Consider the following 19,096-nt stretch of genomic DNA (forward strand, 5'->3'; position numbering starts at 1 on the left):
CCACGTCGCGTTCAGAAGTTCTGTCAACCACGGGAGGTGCGCTCAGGCGAGTACCCGGCGTCGATCGCGGTGATGGCGCCGCGTGAAGACGCGATGACGCGTTTTCCGTGGCTCCGAGGCCGTACTCGCCGGACCGTTCATGGCGTCCACCGTCGCCGACCGCGCTGATACCGGGCCGTCGCCGTGCTGACACGGCCGCTGACACGGTTCGGCACAATGACTGATGTGCGAGTTGGACTGCTCGGGCCGTTCGAGGTCCGGAACCGCGACGGGGCCGTGGTTGAGGTTCCCGGGATCAGGCTGCGCGCGCTGCTGGCCGCACTCGCCCTCGAACCCGGTCGGATCGTCACGCGCGCGAGGCTGGTGGACTGGATCTGGGGGCGACGGCCGCCCGCGGACGAGGTGAACGCCCTGCAGGCGCTGGTGTCCAGGCTGCGCAGGGTGCTGCCGGACGGTGTGATCGAGGCGGAGTCCGGCGGGTACCGGCTGGCGGTGGCTCCCGACGCCGTGGACGTGTGCCGGTTCGAGCAGCTGGTCGGTCAGGCCCGCGCCGCCGCCGAGCCCGCGGCGCGGGCGGACCTGCTGCGCTCGGCCCTGGCGTTGTGGCGCGGTACGGCCATGGCGGACGTCGCACCGCGCGACAGCGACGTGTTCGACGCCGCGGTCGCGCGGCTGGACGAACTCCACGTCGCCGCGCTCGGGGATCGGGTGGAGGCGGATGTTCGCCTCGGCCGCGGTTCGGAGCTGGTCTCCGAGCTGACCGAGCTGGTCGCCACGTATCCGCTGCGGGAGGGGTTCGTGGCGGCCCTGATGCGCGCGCTCGCCGAGGCGGGGCGCGGTGCCGAGGCGTTGACCGTGTACCAGCGGACGCGCGAGCGGCTCGCCGAGGAGCTGGGCGCCGATCCGTCGGCCGAGCTCTCCGCGCTGCACACCGCGTTGCTGCGGGGCGAGCTGGGCGAGCGGGCGGAGAACCACAGGACGAACCTGCGCGCCGGGCTGACGAGTTTCGTCGGCAAGAACGACGACGTCTCCGAGGTCGCGGGTCTGTCGACCAGGCACCGGCTGGTCACCTTGACGGGGGCGGGTGGCTCCGGCAAGACGAGGCTGGCCACGGAGACCGCGCGGACGATGCTCGCCGAGCTGCCGGACGGGGCGGGGCTGATCGAACTGGCCTCGGTCCGGGCGGGCGGTGAGCCGGCGCAGGCCGCCCTCGCCGCGATCGGCCTGCGTGACCAGGCGCTGCTCGGCGGCGCGCGGGGCGGGGAACCGATGGATCGGCTCATCGCCGCGCTCCGGGAGCGCGCGATCCTGCTGATCCTGGACAACTGCGAGCACATGATCGAGGCGGCGGCGGCTTTCGCGGACCGGCTTCTGGGAGAGTGCCGGAGACTGCGGATCCTGGCCACGAGCAGGGAACCACTCGGCATCACCGGGGAGGTGCTGTGGCAGGTCGAGCCGCTCGCGCTGCCCGCGGAGGGAGCGGACCCCGCCGAGGTCGGGTCCTCGCCCGCGGTGCGGCTGTTGCGGGACCGCGCGGGCCTGCTGCGCAAGGACATCGGCTCCGACGCGCACACCCTGTCGGCCCTGGCGCGGATCTGCCGGGCGCTCGACGGGATGCCGCTGGCGATCGAACTGGCCGCGGCGCGGCTGCGCACCATGTCCGTCGATCAGCTGGCACGCCGGCTCGATGACCGGTTCCGTCTGCTGACCGGCGGCAGCCGTACGGCGCTTCCCCGGCACAAGACGCTGCGCGCGGTCGTGGACTGGAGCTGGGATCTGCTGAGCGAGGCCGAACGCGGCGTGCTGCGGCGGCTCTCGGTGTTCTCCGGCGGGGCGAGCCTGGAGGCGGCCGAACGGGTGTGCGGGGACGAGACGTTCGCCGGGGAGCAGGTGCTCGACGTACTGACCGCGTTGATCGAGAAGTCGCTGCTGCTCGCCGACGGCGAGGGCACGCCGCGCTATCGCATGCTCGACACCATCAGGGAGTACGCGGCGCACCGGCTCGCCGAGGCCGGGGAGACCGAGCCGACGCGCCGGGCGCACCTCGCCTACTTCACCGAGCTGGCCGAGACGGCCGATCCGCACCTGCGCCGGGCCGGGCAGCTGGAGTGGCTGTCCACGCTCGACGCCGAGCGCGACAACATCGGTGCGGGCCTGCGCGGGGCGATCGCCGAGGGGTGGGCGCAGGAGGCGATGCGGCTGGTCGCGGCCGTGGGCTGGTACTGGTACCTCAGCGGGCACAGGGCCGAGGGCACCGAGTTGAGCATCGCGGCGGCCTCGCTGCCCGGTGAGGTGTCCGATGATGTGCGGGCGATGGCGTACACCATCGTGACGGTGTTCGTGACCTCCGGGCCCGGCCGCGATCAGTATCAGGCGCGGGAGTGGATCCACGAGGCGCACCGGCTCATCCGGCGCGGCGGGCATCGCAACTCGCTGCTCGGGTTCATCGGGCCGCTGGAACGGATGCTGCGGGAGCCGACGGAGTTCCTGCCCGCGTTCGAACCGCTCATCGCCGACGACGATCCGTGGGTGCGCGCGCAGGCCAGGCTCACCCGTGGCCGGCTGCGGCTCACGCTCGGCGGCGACGAGACCGACGTGGACGCCGACATCGAGATCGCGCTCGCCGGGTTCCGCACGCTGGGCGACCGGTGGGGGATCTCGATGGCGCTGACCTTCCTGGCCGACCGGCTCGCCACGCGCGGCGAGCTCGCACGCGCGTGCGAGCACTACGAGGAGGCGGTCGTGGCGCTGACCGAGGTGGGCGCGACCGAGGACGTGGTCGGCCTGCGGGCGCGGCAGGCTCAGCTGTACTGGCTGCTCGGCGACGAGCGGTCCAGCACGTCCGCCATGGCCGAGGCGCAGCGGTGCACGGGCGAGATCGCCTGGCCGGACACGCTCGCCGAGCTGGCGCTCTCGAAGGCGCAGCTGGCGCGCTGGCGCGGCGAGCCGGACGAGGCGCACCGGCACCTGGCCACGGTGCGGACGATGCTGGGCAACGGGGAACTGAGCGACAAGGTTCGCGCCAGGGCCAAGATCATGGACCTGTACGGCTACCTCACCGAGGATCTCGAGAAGACCCGCGCGCATCGGGCCGAGGCGTTCCGCGCGGCTGTGGAGACGATGTACCCGCCGCTGATCGCCGAGGTGCTGATCGGGATCGCGGATCTCGCGCTGCGCCAGGGACGGTACGAGCAGGCCGCGCGACTGCTCGCGGCGAGCGACGGCGTGCGCGGCACGCCGGACCGTTCGCAGCCGGACGTTTCCAGGATCGCCGAGGACACGCGGAACCGCCTCGGTGAGACCGCGTTCACCGAGGCGACCCGTGCCGGTGGGCGGCGGGACTGGCGCGAGCTGGCCGAGATCACGCTCGCCTCGTGAACGACGCGCGCGCCCGGTGCGTCGCGGGCCGACGCCTTCGCGCTGACTCGGGCCAGGTTCACCAAGACGGTCATAGGACGTGCCAAGCGCTCCAGATGCTTGCCGATCTCAGGACAGAGCCACTGCGGCAAGGGTCGATACAGACGCGGCGGAACGCGAACGATGCCTTGGTGCTATCTGGTAGCACCAGGTAGCACGCGAAGATAGGATTCATGGGTGAGCACTCCTGAGCCTGACCACTCCCACCAGATCTCCCAGCGCGATCTGCGCAACCGGTCAGCGGAGATCATGGATGGACTGGAACGCGGAGAGCGCTATGCCGTCACACGCAACGGCCACCACATCGGCGATCTGGTTCCCCTCCGCCGTCGGCGCCGGGCCGTCTCGCGGGCCGATTTCGCCGCCGTGTCACGCGGCATGCCGCTCCTGGACGACCGAAAATACCGCGAGGACATGGATCACAACGTCAACGACGACCCCTACGACCCTTACGACCGCGCCTACGACAGAGGCGAGTTCGCGGAGGACGGGGAATGACCTCCGCTCAAGGGTTGCTCGACACCAACATTCTCATCCTGCGCGCTGGAATCGACCCCGACGAGCTGCCGGACGAGATGATGATCAGCGCCATCACCACCGCGGAGCTATCGGTCGGAGTACTGACGGCCGGCGGAGCGCAGGAACTCGCCCAGCGGATGAGAATCCTGCAAACCGCCGAGGCCGAGTTCGACCCCCTGCCCTTCGATGACAACGCCGCCCGGGAATACGGTCAGTTATGGACCGCCGTCATCGCCTCCGGTCGTAAACCCCGCCCCCGGACAGCTGACCTGATGATCGCTTGCGTGGCGATCGCGAACCGGCTCCCCCTTTACACCTGCAATCCGAAGGACTTCAAGGGCTTGGACCACCTGCTCACCGTGGTCCCGGTCACCAGGCCCCGGTGAGGCTCAGATGTTCTTCCTGCCTACTGGACGTCTCTCTCCCGGAAAAGACTGAAATCCCAGCTCAAAAACTCCACCACCGGCCCTCCGGGGTCGGTGAGGATCGCAACATCGGCACTGGCTCGGTGGTGAGCACTCCGCGCGGCCAGCACGTTCCTCTGAGGCCGTCGGGGTTGTAACGATCAAGGCTTCGGGTCACCGGATGCTCGTACGGCGAAGCCGCCGGGTGGTAGGCGCAGGCCGTCTACCTCGTGTTCCTCGTCGCTGTGGTTGATGGCGAAGAGCCATTCGCCGCGTCGTACGAGTTCCACGGGGGCGGGTTTCAGGCCGAGCAGGTGGGCGTACGCGGTGTCGGACAGGCGGGTGGAGACGTAGAGGGCGGTGCCGGAGCCGTAGGGGTGGCGGGTGATGGCGGGTTGGCCGGAGAGAGGGGTGCCGGAGGTGTGCGGGCCGGTGTAGACGGCGAGGGCCTCGGCGCCTTCGAGGTGGACGTGCTCGCTCCAGAACGTTCCGGTCTCCGGCCGGTCGCCCCGGTGGCCCCGGTCCTCCTGGTCGTCCCACTCGCCCTGGTCGCCGTCGAGGACGTCCGGAGGGGACAGGGTGAGGACGACGTCGGGAGGTAGGGGATGGAACTCCTCGACGCGGATGCCGAGGAGGTCGCGCAGGGCGCCGGGGTGACCGCCGAGGCGGACGCGGGCGTGTTCGTCGGCGACGCCGCTGAGGTAGGAGACCACGAGGGTGCCGCCGCCGGAGACGTAGCGGCGCAGGTTGTCGGCGTCGGCGTCGGCGAGGAGATACAGGGCGGGGACGAGTACGAGCGGGTAGGCCGACAGGTCGGCGGAGGGGTGGACGAGGTCGGCGGTGACGCCGTGCCGGTAGAGGACCCGGTGGGCCTGGCGTACGGTCTCGGTGTAGTCCAGCTCGGTGGAGGGCAGGCCGGGGGACTGGAGCGCCCAGTTCGCCTCGGCATCCCAGAGGACCGCGGCCCCGGCCTCGACGGGGGCCGCGCAGGCGTCCTTCAACGTGGGCAGCAGGGCGCCCAGGTCGCAGATCTCGCGGAAGATTCGCGAGTCGGGTCCGGCGTGCGGGACCATGCCGCCGTGCCAGAGCTCGGCGCCGCCCCGGGAGGCTCGCCACTGGAAGAACATCGCGCCCCGCGAGCCGCGCGCGATGTGCGACAGGCTCAGCCTGGTGATCTCACCGGGGCGCTTGGCGAGCATCCGCGGGCCGGTGTAGGTGACCACCGCCTGCTCCATCAGCAGCCAGGGTTTTCCGGGGGCCGGGCCGCGTTCAGGGGCATGCTCCGTGGCCGGGCTCGGGTCCGCTGCTGGGCTGTGCTCCGGGGCTGGACCCGGGTCCGCGGCCGGGCCGCGCTCCGGGTTCGCGGCCCAGCCGCGGGCCAGGTCGGCGGCGAAGGCGGTCTCGGCGGGCGGGTCGGCCGACGGGTAGTGGTCGATCGCGACGAGGTCGACCTCGGCCGCCCAGTGGCGGTGGTTCACCGGCGCCCAGTCGCCGAGGACGAAGTTCGTGGTGACCGGGACGCCGGGGGTGAGCTCCCGCAATACGGCCTTCTGCTCGCGGAAGTGGTCGAGCATCGCGTCGGAGACGAACCGGCGGAAGTCGAGGACCTGGGAGGGGTTGGGCAGGTACTGGGTGGCGCGGGGTGGGGTGATCTGCTCCCACGCGGAGTAGTGCTGGCTCCAGAACGAGGTGGTCCAGGCGTCGTTCAGCGCGTCCAGGGTGCCGTGCCGGGCGCGCAGCCAGGTCCTGAAGGCCGAGGCGGCGTGCTCGCAGTGGCACGCGGTGCCGTACTCGTTGTGGACGTGCCACATGGCGAGCGCCGGGTGGTCGCGGTAGCGCTCGGCGAGGCTGCGGGCGACGCGGACGCAGGCGGCGCGGTAGGCGGGGGCGTGCACGCAGTAGGTGTCGCGGCTGCCGTGGGTGAGCCGGACGCCGTCGGGGGTGACGGTGAGCGCGTCGGGGTGGGCGAGGCCGAACCAGGGGGGAGGGGAGGCGGTCGGGGTGGCGAGGTCGACCCCGATGCCGCCGTCGTGCAGCAGGTCGAGGATGTCGTCGAGCCACCCGAAGTCGTGGACGCCGGGTGACGGCTCCAGCCGGGCCCAGGAGAACACCCCGACGCTGACCAGGTTGACCCCGGCCCGCCGCATCAGCGCGACGTCCTCCTTCCAGACCTCCTGCGGCCACTGCTCGGGGTTGTAGTCCCCGCCGTAGCACAGCGCGCCGAACCGCCCAGGCCAGTCCACGGCCACTCCTCTATTTGGATGGAGGATAAACTAATTATCACGGGTCGCCGGTCCCGTTCAAGGGCGCGGACTCCGGTCCGCGCGCTCATGCCTCCCCGCTCGCGGCTTCCAGGTCACCTCACCCGCGGACGACTCATGTGAGGAATCGGGCGCCGGGGCGTCGTGCGAGCCTTCTCGTGAAGACGGCGGCGGGGTGCGGGCAATAACAGCGTCCGTTGCCCCACGAAAGGCATCCTCCGTATGAGAGTCAACAGCGATCGTCCCCCTGATCGCGCCCTTCCCGATCTGGTCCTTCCCGCCTCGTTCCTCGCGGACGACGTGGGCGACGCGGGTGACCTGGCCGAGGGCGCCGTACCGGGGGAGCCCGCCGTCGCGAGTGACGCCGACGTGATCCGGCTGTCGCTGCGCGATCCGGAGTTCCGCCCGGTCCCGCGCCTCGTGGTCGCGGTCGTCGCGGCCACCGTCGTGGCGGGGGCGGTGACGACGACGGTGATCGCGCGGGGTTCCGGCGAGGACAGGCCGCTCACGCTCGCGGCCATGGGGGCCCTGGTGCCGGAGTGGCACGACGGGGATCCCGAGATCGTCGTGTTCTTCTGCGAGGACGACTCGCCTTTCGTCTCGTGCGGTGGCGGCGGCTTTCCCGAGGACGACGGCGGCTCGGGTCCTCCGCCGGACCCCATCCTGGGGGGCGAGGCCGCCACGCCACGGGACAAGGCGGTGGTCGAGCGGACGCTCGGGGCCATGCCGCAGGTGGAGGCGATCTCCTTCGTGGACAAACGTGAGGCGTACGCCGAATTCCGCCGCGACGAGCCGAAGCTGGCCCAGCGCATCGTCGAGGCGAACATGACGGAGTCGTTCACGCTGAAGATGAGGCCGGGGACCGACTGGAACACCGTGATCGAGACGGCCAAGACGCTGCCGGGAGTGGCCAGCGTGTTCAACCGCAAGTGCATCACCGAGAACCTTCGGAAGATCTCCGAGGGGAACAGGGGCCTGTGCGCTCCCGGGGGCCTCGACTCCTGACGGACCCGTCCGAGGGGGCTGCGGGTCGGAGGCATTGACGTTTGTTGGTTTGGACGTAAAACTAATTCAGCAAACGAGAGCCCGAGTGCTGGAGTCCCCATGCCTTACCGCCCTCCCCTGGTCGCGCACGAGTACTTCGTCGCCGATCCGCCGGAGCTGCCCGTCCGTTCGCACGGCGAGGGCGGCCTGTCGGCGCTGATCTCGGCGGAGCCGGTGGCCTCCGACGCGGCCGGGGTGATCCTGAAGGCGGTGACCTCGGCGGAGGAGACGCTCCTGGTCCAGGTGGGCGTGGCGGGCGAGGGGGTGATCCGGGTCAGGCTCGGGCAGGACGCGGACGCGCGGACCAGGTCGGCCGCCGCGATCTCCATGGTCACGCCGGGGGAGTTCGCCGGGGCGCGGGTGGAGAGCCGCGAAGGGACGATCGTGCTCGACGCGGGATCGCTCCGCGCGGAGATCACTTTGGCACCCTGGCACCTGAGGTTCACCGACGCGAGCGGGGCGCCGCTGCTGGAGCAGGACCGGGGGCACACCGACATCAGCGGCCGGTTGCGCACGCTGCCGTTCGGCCGCTCCAGCGCGGACGGCGCGGTGGTCGGCTACCACGAGAGCTTCGCGGCCCCCGCCGACGAGGCGTTCGGCGGTTTCGGCGAGTCGTTCACCCGGCTCGACAAGCGCGGCCAGCGGCCGGTGATGTGGAACTTCGACGCGTTCGGCGCCGAGTCGCAGCGGGCGTACAAGAACATCCCGTTCTACCTGTCCAGCAGGGGTTACGGGGTGCTGGTGGACAGCGGGACGCCGGTGGAGTTCGACGTGTGCCAGTCCACGCACAGCTGCGTGCAGATCGTGGTCCCCGACGACCTGATCGACTACTACGTGATCGCCGGGCCCACCCCGCCGGAGGTGCTCGGCCGGTACGACCTGCTGACCTGCCGCCCGCTGCTCCCGCCGAAGTGGGCGTTCGGCACCTGGATCTCCTCGGGGTTCTTCGTCGACACCCAGGAGCGGGTGATGGCCAGGGCGCGGCGGATCCGCGAGCGGGGGATCCCGTGCGACGTGCTCCATCTGGACACGTACTGGCAGACGGACGGGCACTGGTCGGACATGCGCTGGGACGCGGAGGGCTTTCCCGACCCGGCGGGGATGCTGGCCGAGCTGGACGCGATGGGCTTCAAGGTCTGCCTGTGGATGAACCCGTACATCTCCCACCTCAGCCCGGCCTTCCCGCCCGCCGCCGAAAGCGGATATTTCCTTAAAAAGCCGGATGGTGAGGTCTACGTGGCCGACTGCTGGCACGGCTCCTACCCGGCCTGCGGCATCGTCGACTTCACCAACCCCGCCGCCGTGGAGTGGTTCAAGGGGCTGCTCCGCCCGCTGCTGGAGCAGGGCGTCCAGGTCTTCAAGACCGACTTCGCCGAGGGCGTGCCGCACGACGCGGTCGCGGCCAACGGCATGTCGGGCACCGACCTGCACAACGTCTACACGCTGCTGTTCAACGACGCCGTCTCCGAGGTGACCCGGGAGATCGCCGGGCACGGCATGGTGTGGGCGCGCTCGTCGTTCCTCGGCGGGCAGCGGCACTCGGCGCAGTGGAGCGGCGACACCTACACCAGCTACGCCGCGATGGGCAGCACCCTGCGCGGCGGGCTGGCGCACGGCCTGTCCGGCGTCCCGTTCTGGAGCCACGACGCGGGCGGGTTCACCGGCCGGCCCACCGACGACCTGTACGTCAGGTGGACCCAGTTCGGCGCGCTCTCCCCGCTGCTGCGCCTGCACGGCACCACCAGCCGGGAGCCGTGGGAGTTCCCCGAGGTCGAGGCGGAGGCGGTCGAGGCGCTGAGACTGCGCTACCGGCTCATGCCGTACATCTACACGGCGGCCGTCGAGGCCGCCAGGACCGGGGCGCCGATGATGCGGGCGCTGTGCGTCGACCACCCGGACGACCCGGTGGCCTGGCAGGCCGACCTGCAGTATCTCCTCGGCCGTGACCTGCTGGTGGCGCCGATGACCTCGCCGGAGCAGGTCAGGAGGGTCTACCTGCCGCACGGGGAGTGGGTGGACCACTGGACGGGCGAGATCCTGCCCGGCGGCCGGTACGTCACGGTCGCCCCGCCGCTGGACCGCGTCCCCCTCTTCGCCCGGCGCGGCGCGATCGTCCCCGTCCTCGCCGACCCGGGCGGGACCGTCGGGGACGGGCCGTTCGGGGAGATCACCCTGGTCGCGTACGGCGTCGGCGGCGGTTCCGGCCCGGACGCGGGTCCGTACACCGGCTCCGGATCCGGGGAGAACGGCGAGATCCGTACCACCGTCTCCGACCTCGACGGGGACACCACGATCACCGCGGTTCCCGAGGGGGAGGGCCTGCGGATGACCGTCTCGGGGAGCGCGCGGATCGCGGACGTCGAGCTGGTGGGCCCAGGCGTCCCGATCGTCATCACCACCATCTAGGAGAAGAACCATGGTCAACCTCAAGGCGGGTGTCGCCCTGGTGGCCGCGCTCGCGGTGCTCGTCGCCTGCGGCGGCACCGAGAAGGCGGCGGAGACGCCCGCCGCGGACGGCCCCCGCGTCCTGAAGCTCTGGTACTACGAGGGCGCCGACAGCGCGATGGGCAAGGCCTGGACCGAGGCCGTCAAGCGGTTCCAGGCCACGCACCCCGGCGTGACGGTGAAGTTCGAGGAGAAGGCGTTCGAGCAGATCCGCCAGTCGGCGGGGATGATCCTCAACTCGGACGAGGTCCCCGACGTGATGGAGTACAACAAGGGCAACGCCTCGGCCGGCCTGCTGTCGAAGCAGGGCCTGCTCACCGACCTCACCCCGGAGGTGACCAAGCGGGGCTGGGACAAGCTGCTCAGCCCCTCCATCCAGACGACCGCGCGATACGACGAGCGCGGCGTCATGGGCGCGGGCAAGTGGTACGGCGTCCCCAACTACGCCGAGTACGTGATGGTCTACTACAACAAGGACGCGTTCGAGAAGGCGGGCGTGAAGGTGCCCACGACCTTCGAGGAGTTCACCGCCGCGCTCGACACGTTCGCCAAGGCCGGGACCACCCCCCTCGCCGTCGGCGGCGCCGAGTACCCCGCGCAGCAGATCTTCTACCAGCTCGCGCTGAGCAAGGCGCAGCGGCCGTGGGTGGACGCCTTCCAGCTCTACAAGGGCAAGGTCGACTTCAAGGGCCCGGAGTTCAAATACGCGGCCGACACCCTCGCCGACTGGGTGAAGAAGGGCTACATCGGCAAGGACTCCGCCGGTATCAAGGCCGAGGACATGGGCGTGTCCTTCATCGGCGGCAAGTATCCGATCATGGTCACGGGCAGCTGGTGGTACGGCCGCCTCGCGAGCGAGATCAAGGACTTCGAGTGGGGCTCGTTCCTGTGGCCGGGCAACACGATGAGCGCCGGGTCCAGCGGCAACATGTGGGTCGTCCCGGAGAACGCGAAGAACAAGGACCTGGCCTACGACTTCATCGACATCACGATGAGCAAGGACATCCAGAACCTGCTCGGCAACTCCGGCGGCATCCCGGTGGCCGCCGACACCGCCGCGATCACCGACGGGAAGAGCAAGGAGCTGATCGAGAACTTCAACACGCTCTCGACCTCCGACGGGCTGGCCTTCTACCCCGACTGGCCGGCGCCCGGCTACTACGACGTCCTCGTGTCGGGCGTGCAGAACATCATCAACGGCACCAAGACCTCCGACCAGGTTCTGGACGAGATCGCCGCGCCGTACGAGGAGAACCTCGCCGACCTCGGCAACTGACCCCCCCTTCGCGCCCCGTGCCGTGACGCCGTCATGTCAGGTCACGGCGCAGGGCGTACGTACGGAGACAGAGAGGAGACCTCCGATGCAGAGGTCTCGCGACCGCGGGTACCGGGTGTTCCTGCTGCCGAGCGCCGTGCTGTTCACCGCGGTCGTCGCGGTGCCGTTCCTGATGAACGTCGGGATCGGGTTCACCCGGTGGCAGGGGGTCGGCGACCCGCGGTGGATCGGGCTGGACAACTACGCGAGGCTCGTGGCCGACGCGCGGTTCTGGACCTCCTTCCGCAACAACGTCGCGCTGATCGTCGCGATGGCGGTCGTCCCCACGCTCATCGGCCTGGTCCTCGCGGCGGCCCTGTTCGACCACGTGAGCAGGAGGTTCGGCCCCCGGACCGCCGGGGCGCTGCGGGCCGCGTACTACCTGCCGCAGGTGCTGCCGGTCGCGGTCGCCGGGATCGTCTGGGGCTGGATCATGCACCCGCGTTTCGGGGCGCTCAACGAGCTGCTCGGGGCGCTGGGGATGGAGCCGAGGAACTGGCTCGGCGACCCGGCCTGGGCATTGCCGAGCGTGATGGCGATCATGGTGTGGTTCCAGATCGGCTACCCGGTCGTCATCTTCATGGCCGGGCTGCAGCGGGTCGACCCCGCCCTGTACGAGGCCGCCGAGATGGACGGCGCGTCGTGGTGGCGCAGGTTCTGGCACATCACGACCCCGCAGATCCGGCCGGAGATCTACGTGGTCCTGCTGACCTGCACGATCGCCGCGCTCAAGGTCTTCGGGCCGATCTTCGTGCTCACCAGGGGCGGACCTGGCGGGGCCACGCTCGTGCCGTCCTACTTCAGCTACCAGAACTTCTTCGAGAAGGCCAACGTCGGGTACGGCGCGGCGATCGCCACCGTGCTCACCCTCGTGATCATCGCGGTGACGGTGTTCTTCCTGCGGGTTCAGGACAGGGAAGCATGATCCGGAAATACTCGGTCCTGATCTCGCTGGTCGTACTGGCCGTCGCGATGCTGGTGCCGTTCGCCATCGTCACGCTCAACGCGTTGAAGTCCCCGGCCGACTACTCCTCGGGCGGGCCCCTCGGCCTGCCCTCGGAGCTCTACCTCGACGGGATCGTCGAGTTCTGGAACCGGGTCGACTTCGGCGGCAAGCTGTGGAACAGCCTGCTGATCAGCGGCTCGGTCGCGGTGCTCGCCACGGTGCTGTCGGTGCTCAACGCCTACGCGCTCGGCATCGGCAGGGTGCGCGGCCGGATGTGGATCCTGGTCCTCTTCCTGGTGGCCAACACGCTGCCGCAGGAGGCGCTGGTCTACCCCCTGTACTACCTGGCCAAGCAGGTCGGCCTCTACGACACCCGGCTCGGGGTGATCATCATCTTCACGGTCATCCAGAGCGCCTTCGGGACGTACCTGCTCGCCTCGGTGCTCGGCCGCTTCCCGCGCGAGATCCTGGAGGCCGCGGCCCTCGACGGAGCGGGCAAGTGGCGGGCCCTGTGGCAGGTCGTCGTGCCGATCAGCAGGCCGACGCTGAGCGTGCTGCTCGTCTTCTTCTTCATCTGGACCTGGAACGAGTTCTTCCTGCCGCTGGTCTTCCTCATCTCGAACGAGAACCAGACGGTCCCGGTCGCGCTGGGCGTCCTGCAGGGCGACAAGATGATGGACGCGACGATGTCCAGCGCCTCGGCGCTGCTCGGCATCCTCCCGGCCGTCGTCTTCTTCCTCATCTTCCAGCGCACGCTGACCCGCGGCGTGACCGTCGGCGCCGTCAAGTGACCCCTCCCGGCCTTCCTCGGCACTCCCCCGACGCCGTACGCCGCTCGGGGGCGGACGGCGTCCCGTTCGACTCCCCCTGACCTGGAGGCGAGATGTCGTTATCCACCACGTCCGTCGCGGCGATGGCCGCGACGGCCCTGACCCTGGGATTGTGCGCGGTCCCCGCCCACGCGGCCCACGAGCGATCCCCCGTCCGTACAGCCCACGAGTACCCCTTCCGCGACCCCGCGCTCCCGCTGGACAAGCGCGTCGACGACCTTCTCGGCCGCCTCACCACGGCGGAGAAGGTCTCCTGGCTCCACCAGTACCAGCCCGCGGTGGAGCGGCTCGGCATCGGGCTGTTCAAGACCGGCACCGAGGCGCTGCACGGCGTCGCCTGGTCCACCGACGTCGACAACGGCGGGAACGTCGTGACGGCGGAGGGCACCGTGTTCCCGCAGGCCGTCGGCCTGGCCAGCACGTGGAACCCCGACCTGGTCAAGAGGGTCGGCACGGCCGTCGGGGAGGAGGCCAGGGGCTACCACGCGGAGAACCCCCGCCTGTGGGGCCTGCAGCTGTGGGCGCCGGTCGTCAACCCGCTGCGCGACCCCCGCTGGGGCCGCAACGAGGAGGGCTACTCCGAGGACCCGCTGCTCACCGGCGCGATCTCCACCGCGTACGGCTCGGGCATCCAGGGCGACGACCCCGACCACCTGCGGGCGGCCCCGGTGCTCAAGCACTTCCTGGGCAACAACAACGAGGTCCGCCGCGACACGACCTCCTCCAGCCTGCGCCCGCGCGTCCTGAACGAGTACGAGTACCCGGCGTTCAGGACCGCGCTGGAGGCGGGCGCGGCCACCGGCGTGATGACCGCGTACAACCTGGTCAACGGGCGGCCCGCCACGGTCACCGACCTGAACTCCACCGTCAGGGCCTGGACGGACCGGCCGGTGTTCAACGTCTCCGACGCCGGGGGGCCCAACAACCTGACCGGCTCCCAGGGCTACTTCGCCACCAAGGCCGAGGGCGCCGCCGCCATGCTCAAGGCGGGCGTCGAGAGCTTCACGGTGGACAACACCGACGGCGCCCCGACGGTGGCCGCGGTGAACGAGGCGCTGGCACAAGGGCTGCTCACCCAGGCCGACCTCGACACCGCCGTCCGCCGCATCCTCGGCGTCCGGTTCCGGCTCGGCGAGTTCGACCCGGACGGCGGCCCGTACGGGAAGATCACCAAGGACGTGGTCGACAGCCCCGCGCACCGGAAACTGGCCCGGCGGACCGCGGCCGAGGCGGGAGTGCTGCTGAAGAACTCCGGGGGGACCCTGCCGCTGCGCCCCTCGCAGAAGGTCGCGGTGGTCGGCCCGCTGGCCGACACCCTCTACACCGACTGGTACTCGGGCAGGCTCCCGTACCGGGTCACCCCTCTCGACGGGATCGGGGAGCGGGCCGCCACGGTCACCTCCGAGGGCGTCGACAGGATCGCGCTCAAGTCCGGCGGCAGATACCTCACCGCGGGCACAGGGGCGGGCGCGGACCTGCGGCTCTCGGGAACCTCGGCGGGCGCGACCGAGCAGTTCGACGTCTTCGACTGGGGCCAGGGGATCGTCACCCTGCGCAGCGTCGCCAACGGAAAGTACGTCAGCCGCGCCAACTGGTCCACCCTGGTCAACAACCAGGAGCAGCCCACCGGCTGGTTCGTGCAGGAGCAGTTCACGCTGGAGGCGCAGGCCGACGGCACGACTCTGCTGCGCTACGCGGGCTACGAGACCGCCTACGACTGGTTCGGCCAGAACAGGTACGTCAAGGCGGCGGACGACGGCACGCTCGGCCTCACCGTCGCCGAGAACGCCACCCGATTCGAGAAGGAGGTCGTGCGCAGCGGCGTCGCCGAGGCCGTCGCGGCGGCGAGGAGCGCCGACGTGGCGGTGGTCGTGGTCGGCAGCATGCCGTTCATCAACGGCCGCGAGGACCACGACCGGACCGACCTCGGCCTCGCCGAGGGGCAGCGGGCGCTCGTGGAGGCGGTGCACGCGGCCAACCCGAACACGGTCGTGATCCTGGAGAACAGCTACCCGACCACGATCGACCGGCTGCAGGAGAAGGTCCCGGCGATCCTGTGGACCACCCACGCCGGAGCCGAGACCGGCCACGCCCTGGCCGACCTGCTGTACGGCGACGCCAACCCGGCCGGACGCCTCACCCAGACCTGGCCCAGGGCCGGCACGCCCCTGCCGGACATCCTCGACTACGACATCGTCAAGACCGGCTCGACCTACCTGTACTCGACGCGGAGCCCGTTGTACGCCTTCGGCCACGGGCTGAGCTACACCACCTTCGGCTACCAGGGGCTCAAGGCCGTGGCGAAGGGGGACGGGCACGAGGTGAGCGTCCGCGTCACCAACACCGGCTCCCGGGCGGGCGACGAGGTCGTCCAGCTCTACACCCACCAGCACGCGTCCCGGGTGGAGCAACCGGTCAGGCAGCTGCGCGGCTTCCAGCGGGTGAGCCTGGCCCCCGGGGAGTCGAAGGTCGTGAGGCTCACGCTCAGGACCGCGGACCTGGCCCTGTGGGACGTGACCAAGGGCCGCTTCGCGGTGGAGCCGTCCACCCACGACGTCATGGTCGGCTCGTCGTCCGACCGGATCCGGCAGCGCGTGACCGTACGGGTGGACGGCGAGCGCATCCCGGCCCGCGACCTCACCCGCGTCACGCGCGCCGCCGACTTCGACGACTACGCGGGCGTCGAGCTGGTCGACGAGACCAAGGTCCGCGGCGACGCGGTCGGGGCCTCGGCGGGTGAGTGGATCTCCTTCGAGGACGCCGACTTCCGCGCCGGGGTCACCGGCGTGCGGCTCGGGGTCGCGGCCACCGCGGCCTCCTCCGTCGAGATCCGCCTCGGCTCCCCGACCGGCAGGCTCGCCGGGACCGTGCCGGTGACCGCCACCGGCGGGACCCACTCGTGGGCCGCGGTCACCGCCCCCGTCTCGGGCGTACGCGGCGGGCAGGACGTCTACCTGGTCTTCCGGGGCGCCCTGCGGATCAAGGACGTGGCCTTCACCCGCTGACCGTCTCCCCGTACGGCTCGTCCCTCCGTGCGGCCCGTTCCCCGCCGGGGACGGGCCGTACGGCGCGCGGGACGACATCCTGCTCGCGAGCGGGATGTCAGGAGTTCGAAGCCCTGGACTCCCCGCCCGTCAGACCAGGTCAGAGGATGCGCCCCGGCCTGGGTTTCGCTGTCCGCACCGCCTGCCCGCGCCGGTCGCCGCCGTGGTGGCCGGCGCGGGCAGGCGGTGTCGTGCCGCTCGTCGCCGCTCTACCCGCCCGCCATGGCCCCCACGACCATGAACGGCTCGGCCCCCGTCGCGACCGGCTCGGGCAACGGGGTGTCGGGCGGCTCGTGGGACAGGTCCTGCTCGCAGGCGAAGAACCGCACGAACGGGCGGCGCCGCTGGGTGACGTGATCGCGGATCGTCCCGCGCAGCATCGGGTAGCGGGCCTCGAGCGCGTCGAGGACCGAGCGCTGCGTGGCCTGCCCCTGAACGTGGAGCTCCACCTCGCCGCCAACACTCGCGAGGTTGCGCAGATGCGCCGGAAGCACCACGCGGATCATGGCAGCGTCTGGACTTCGACGGACAGCACGGCCGGGAGGTCCCGGGCGATGGGAGCCCAGCTGTCGCCGGCGTCGGCCGAGGCGTACACCTGCCCGCCGGTGGTGCCGAAGTAGACGCCGCACGAGTCCAGCGTGTCGACGGCCATCGCGTCCCGCAGCACGTTGACGTAGCAGTGGCTCTGCGGCAACCCCCTGGTGAGCGGCTCCCACTCGTTTCCGCCCGTCCGGCTGCGGTACACCCGCAGCTTTCCCTCCGGCGGGTAGTGCTCCGAGTCGCTCTTGATCGGCACGACGTAGACGGTGTCCGGCTCGTGCGCGTGCACGGCGATCGGGAACCCGAAGTCGCTGGGCAGGTCACCGCTGATCTCGTACCACGACCCGCCGGCGTCGTCGCTGCGCATGACGTCCCAGTGTTTCTGCATGAAGAGCACCTCCGGGCGCGACGGGTGCATCGCGATGTGGTGGACGCAGTGGCCGACCTCGGCGTCCTGGTCGGGGATGCCCTCGGAGCGCAGACCGCGATTCATCGGCTGCCAGCTCTTGCCGGCGTCGTCCGTCCTGAACACGCCCGCCGCCGAGATCGCCACGGTGATGCGCCCGGGATCGCGCGGGTCGGGAACGATCGTGTGCAGGCACATCCCGCCGGCACCCGGCTGCCAGGAAGGCCCGGAGCGGTGCTCGCGCAGCCCGGGCAGCTCCTGCCAGCTCTGCCCGCCGTCCACCGTGCGGAACAGGGCCGCGTCCTCGACCCCGGCGTACACCGTGTCCGGGTCGGTCGGGGACGGCTCCAGATGCCAGACCCGGTTGAACTCCCACGGGTGCGGCGTGCCGTCGTACCACTGGTGGGTGCCGGGGACGCCCTCGTACTGGAACTGGTTGCCGACCGCCTCCCACGTCGCGCCGCCGTCGTCGGACCGCTGGATCAGCTGCCCGAACCAGCCGCCGGACTGCGACATGTAGAGCCGGGACGGGTCGGCGGGAGATCCGGCGAGATGGTAGATCTCCCAGCCCCCGAAGTGGGGGCCGCTGATGTCCCACCGCTCGCGCCTGCCGTCCGACGTGAGGATGAACGCGCCCTTGCGCGTGCCAACCAGCACCCGTACACCACTCATCGGCGTTCCTTTCCGAGCCGGTGCCGATCTGGGTCGACACTGCGGCCACGCTCCTGATCGTCCGACCGGGCTCGGAGCCGATTTCGTTCACGACATGTCCGCCACGGCCGTGGCCACCGACGCTACGACAGCCCACCGACAAAATCGCGGCACGCCGAGGTCGTGCGGAAATCCGATTTTCGCGAGTGACGCCATGTGATTCCACACGGCCCGCCCTCACCCGGGTCGCTTTGCGAGTACGTGTCGCAAGGTTTACGAGTACGGGCCTCGGAGGGGGAATCGGCCCCGTCGCCGTGCTGTTTCGAATCATGAACGTCAGGCCGAGTCCCTAGGAGGACAACCATGACGACCACGACTCGTCCCGCCGAGGCGTCGGGCCAGTTCGCCATCGGGGGAGATCTCACCGTCAACCGCCTGGGTTACGGGACGATGCAGCTCACCGGCGAGGGCGTGTGGGGGGACCCGCGCGATCCCGAGGAGGCGGTCCGCGTCCTGCGCAGGGCCGTCGAGCTCGGCGTGAACTTCTTCGACACCGCCGACTCCTACGGCCCGTTCGTCGCCGAGCTGCTCATCAAGAAGGCGCTGCACCCCTACGCCGACGAGCTGGTCATCGCGACCAAGGCGGGGTTCACCCGGCAGGGTCCCGGGCTCTGGACGCCGGTGGGCCGCCCCGAGTACCTGCGCCAGCAGGTCGAGCTGAGCCTGCGCCATCTGGGCGTCGAGCGGATCGACCTGTTGCAGCTGCACCGCATCGACCCGGCCGTCCCCGTCGCCGACCAGGTCGGGGAGCTCGCGCTGATGCAGCGGGAGGGCAAGATCCGGCACATCGGCCTCAGCGAGGTCAGCGTCGAGGACGTCGAGGAGGCGGGCAGGTCCGCGACGATCGTCTCGGTGCAGAACCTCTACAACCTCGCGCACCGCGACGCCGAGCCCCTGCTCGAATACTCCGAGGCCAACGGCATCGCCTTCATCCCCTGGTTCCCGCTCGCCACCGGCGAACTCGCGGCGGAGGGCGGCCCGCTCGCCGCGGCGGCCAAGGAGCACGGCGCCACCCCGTCGCAGCTCGCGCTGGCATGGCTGCTGCGCCGTTCCCCGGTGATGCTGCCCATCCCCGGCACCTCGACGGTCGCCCATCTGGAGGACAACGTCGCCGGTGCGGCCGTCCGGCTGAGCGACGAGGAGTTCGACGCCCTGACCAGGGCGGCCTGAGGGAGCCGGCCCGTCACGGGGACCTCGCGGGAGCCCCGGGAGAG

Annotated in this window: 13 protein-coding genes; 10 read left to right on the forward strand and 3 right to left on the reverse strand. The window is 70.8% G+C overall.

Going from position 1 to position 19,096, the window contains the following annotated elements:
- The first annotated feature begins 216 nt into the window (after positions 1-216).
- The 3 genes from ACTOQ3_RS36015 (at position 217) to ACTOQ3_RS36025 (ending at position 4,322) form a co-directional block, all read left to right on the forward strand.
- Complete coding sequence (locus tag ACTOQ3_RS36015) at positions 217-3,378, forward strand: BTAD domain-containing putative transcriptional regulator (RefSeq protein ID WP_440087939.1); 3,162 nt, start codon at positions 217-219, stop codon at positions 3,376-3,378.
- Positions 3,379-3,594: 216 nt separating this feature from the next.
- Positions 3,595-3,915 carry a type II toxin-antitoxin system Phd/YefM family antitoxin gene (locus ACTOQ3_RS36020; protein WP_440087940.1) on the forward strand — a complete coding sequence of 107 codons (321 nt, stop codon included), beginning with the start codon at positions 3,595-3,597 and terminating at the stop codon, positions 3,913-3,915.
- The gene (locus tag ACTOQ3_RS36025; protein ID WP_440087941.1) at positions 3,912-4,322 is read left to right on the forward strand and encodes a type II toxin-antitoxin system VapC family toxin; all 411 of its coding nucleotides are present in this window, start codon (positions 3,912-3,914) and stop codon (positions 4,320-4,322) included. Before ACTOQ3_RS36020 ends, ACTOQ3_RS36025 begins: the two co-directional genes overlap by 4 nt.
- Before the next feature lie 179 nt (positions 4,323-4,501).
- Here the strand turns inward: ACTOQ3_RS36025 and ACTOQ3_RS36030 are convergent, their stop codons facing one another.
- Positions 4,502-6,583 (reverse strand): beta-galactosidase, encoded by a 2,082-nt coding sequence (locus ACTOQ3_RS36030; protein WP_440087942.1) that lies wholly within the window; start codon positions 6,581-6,583, stop codon positions 4,502-4,504.
- Between the two features lie 240 nt (positions 6,584-6,823).
- On the opposite strand from ACTOQ3_RS36030, the gene ACTOQ3_RS36035 reads away from it, so the two are divergent.
- The 6 genes from ACTOQ3_RS36035 (at position 6,824) to ACTOQ3_RS36060 (ending at position 16,186) form a co-directional block, all read left to right on the forward strand.
- Complete coding sequence (locus tag ACTOQ3_RS36035) at positions 6,824-7,606, forward strand: permease-like cell division protein FtsX (protein WP_440087943.1); 783 nt, start codon at positions 6,824-6,826, stop codon at positions 7,604-7,606.
- A gap of 99 nt (positions 7,607-7,705) precedes the next feature.
- Positions 7,706-10,051: a TIM-barrel domain-containing protein gene (locus tag ACTOQ3_RS36040; RefSeq protein WP_440087944.1), complete on the forward strand. Its 2,346-nt coding sequence runs from the start codon at positions 7,706-7,708 to the stop codon at positions 10,049-10,051.
- A 10-nt stretch (positions 10,052-10,061) separates the two neighbouring features.
- A complete protein-coding gene (locus ACTOQ3_RS36045; RefSeq protein WP_440087945.1) occupies positions 10,062-11,366 on the forward strand; it encodes an ABC transporter substrate-binding protein in 1,305 nt (434 codons plus the stop codon).
- Positions 11,367-11,451: 85 nt separating this feature from the next.
- Positions 11,452-12,330: a carbohydrate ABC transporter permease gene (locus ACTOQ3_RS36050; RefSeq protein WP_440087947.1), complete on the forward strand. Its 879-nt coding sequence runs from the start codon at positions 11,452-11,454 to the stop codon at positions 12,328-12,330.
- The gene (locus ACTOQ3_RS36055) at positions 12,327-13,142 is read left to right on the forward strand and encodes a carbohydrate ABC transporter permease (RefSeq protein WP_440087949.1); all 816 of its coding nucleotides are present in this window, start codon (positions 12,327-12,329) and stop codon (positions 13,140-13,142) included. The genes ACTOQ3_RS36050 and ACTOQ3_RS36055 overlap by 4 nt, the downstream gene beginning before the upstream one ends.
- A 92-nt stretch (positions 13,143-13,234) precedes the next feature.
- The gene (locus tag ACTOQ3_RS36060; RefSeq protein WP_440087950.1) at positions 13,235-16,186 is read left to right on the forward strand and encodes a glycoside hydrolase family 3 C-terminal domain-containing protein; all 2,952 of its coding nucleotides are present in this window, start codon (positions 13,235-13,237) and stop codon (positions 16,184-16,186) included.
- Positions 16,187-16,434: 248 nt separating this feature from the next.
- Here the strand turns inward: ACTOQ3_RS36060 and ACTOQ3_RS36065 are convergent, their stop codons facing one another.
- Together ACTOQ3_RS36065 and ACTOQ3_RS36070 are read right to left on the reverse strand one after the other, a co-directional pair.
- A complete protein-coding gene (locus ACTOQ3_RS36065) occupies positions 16,435-16,719 on the reverse strand; it encodes a MoaD/ThiS family protein (protein ID WP_440087952.1) in 285 nt (94 codons plus the stop codon).
- Positions 16,720-16,727: 8 nt separating this feature from the next.
- On the reverse strand, positions 16,728-17,843 hold the full coding sequence (locus ACTOQ3_RS36070; protein ID WP_440087954.1) for a WD40/YVTN/BNR-like repeat-containing protein: 1,116 nt from the start codon (positions 17,841-17,843) through the stop codon (positions 16,728-16,730).
- A 342-nt stretch (positions 17,844-18,185) separates the two neighbouring features.
- On the opposite strand from ACTOQ3_RS36070, the gene ACTOQ3_RS36075 reads away from it, so the two are divergent.
- Positions 18,186-19,052, forward strand: coding sequence for an aldo/keto reductase (locus ACTOQ3_RS36075; RefSeq protein ID WP_440087956.1), 867 nt, complete (start codon positions 18,186-18,188; stop codon positions 19,050-19,052).
- The last annotated feature ends 44 nt before the right edge of the window (positions 19,053-19,096 follow it).

This window comes from Streptosporangium sp. LJ11 (genome assembly GCF_051918945.1).
GTDB lineage: Bacteria > Actinomycetota > Actinomycetes > Streptosporangiales > Streptosporangiaceae > Streptosporangium.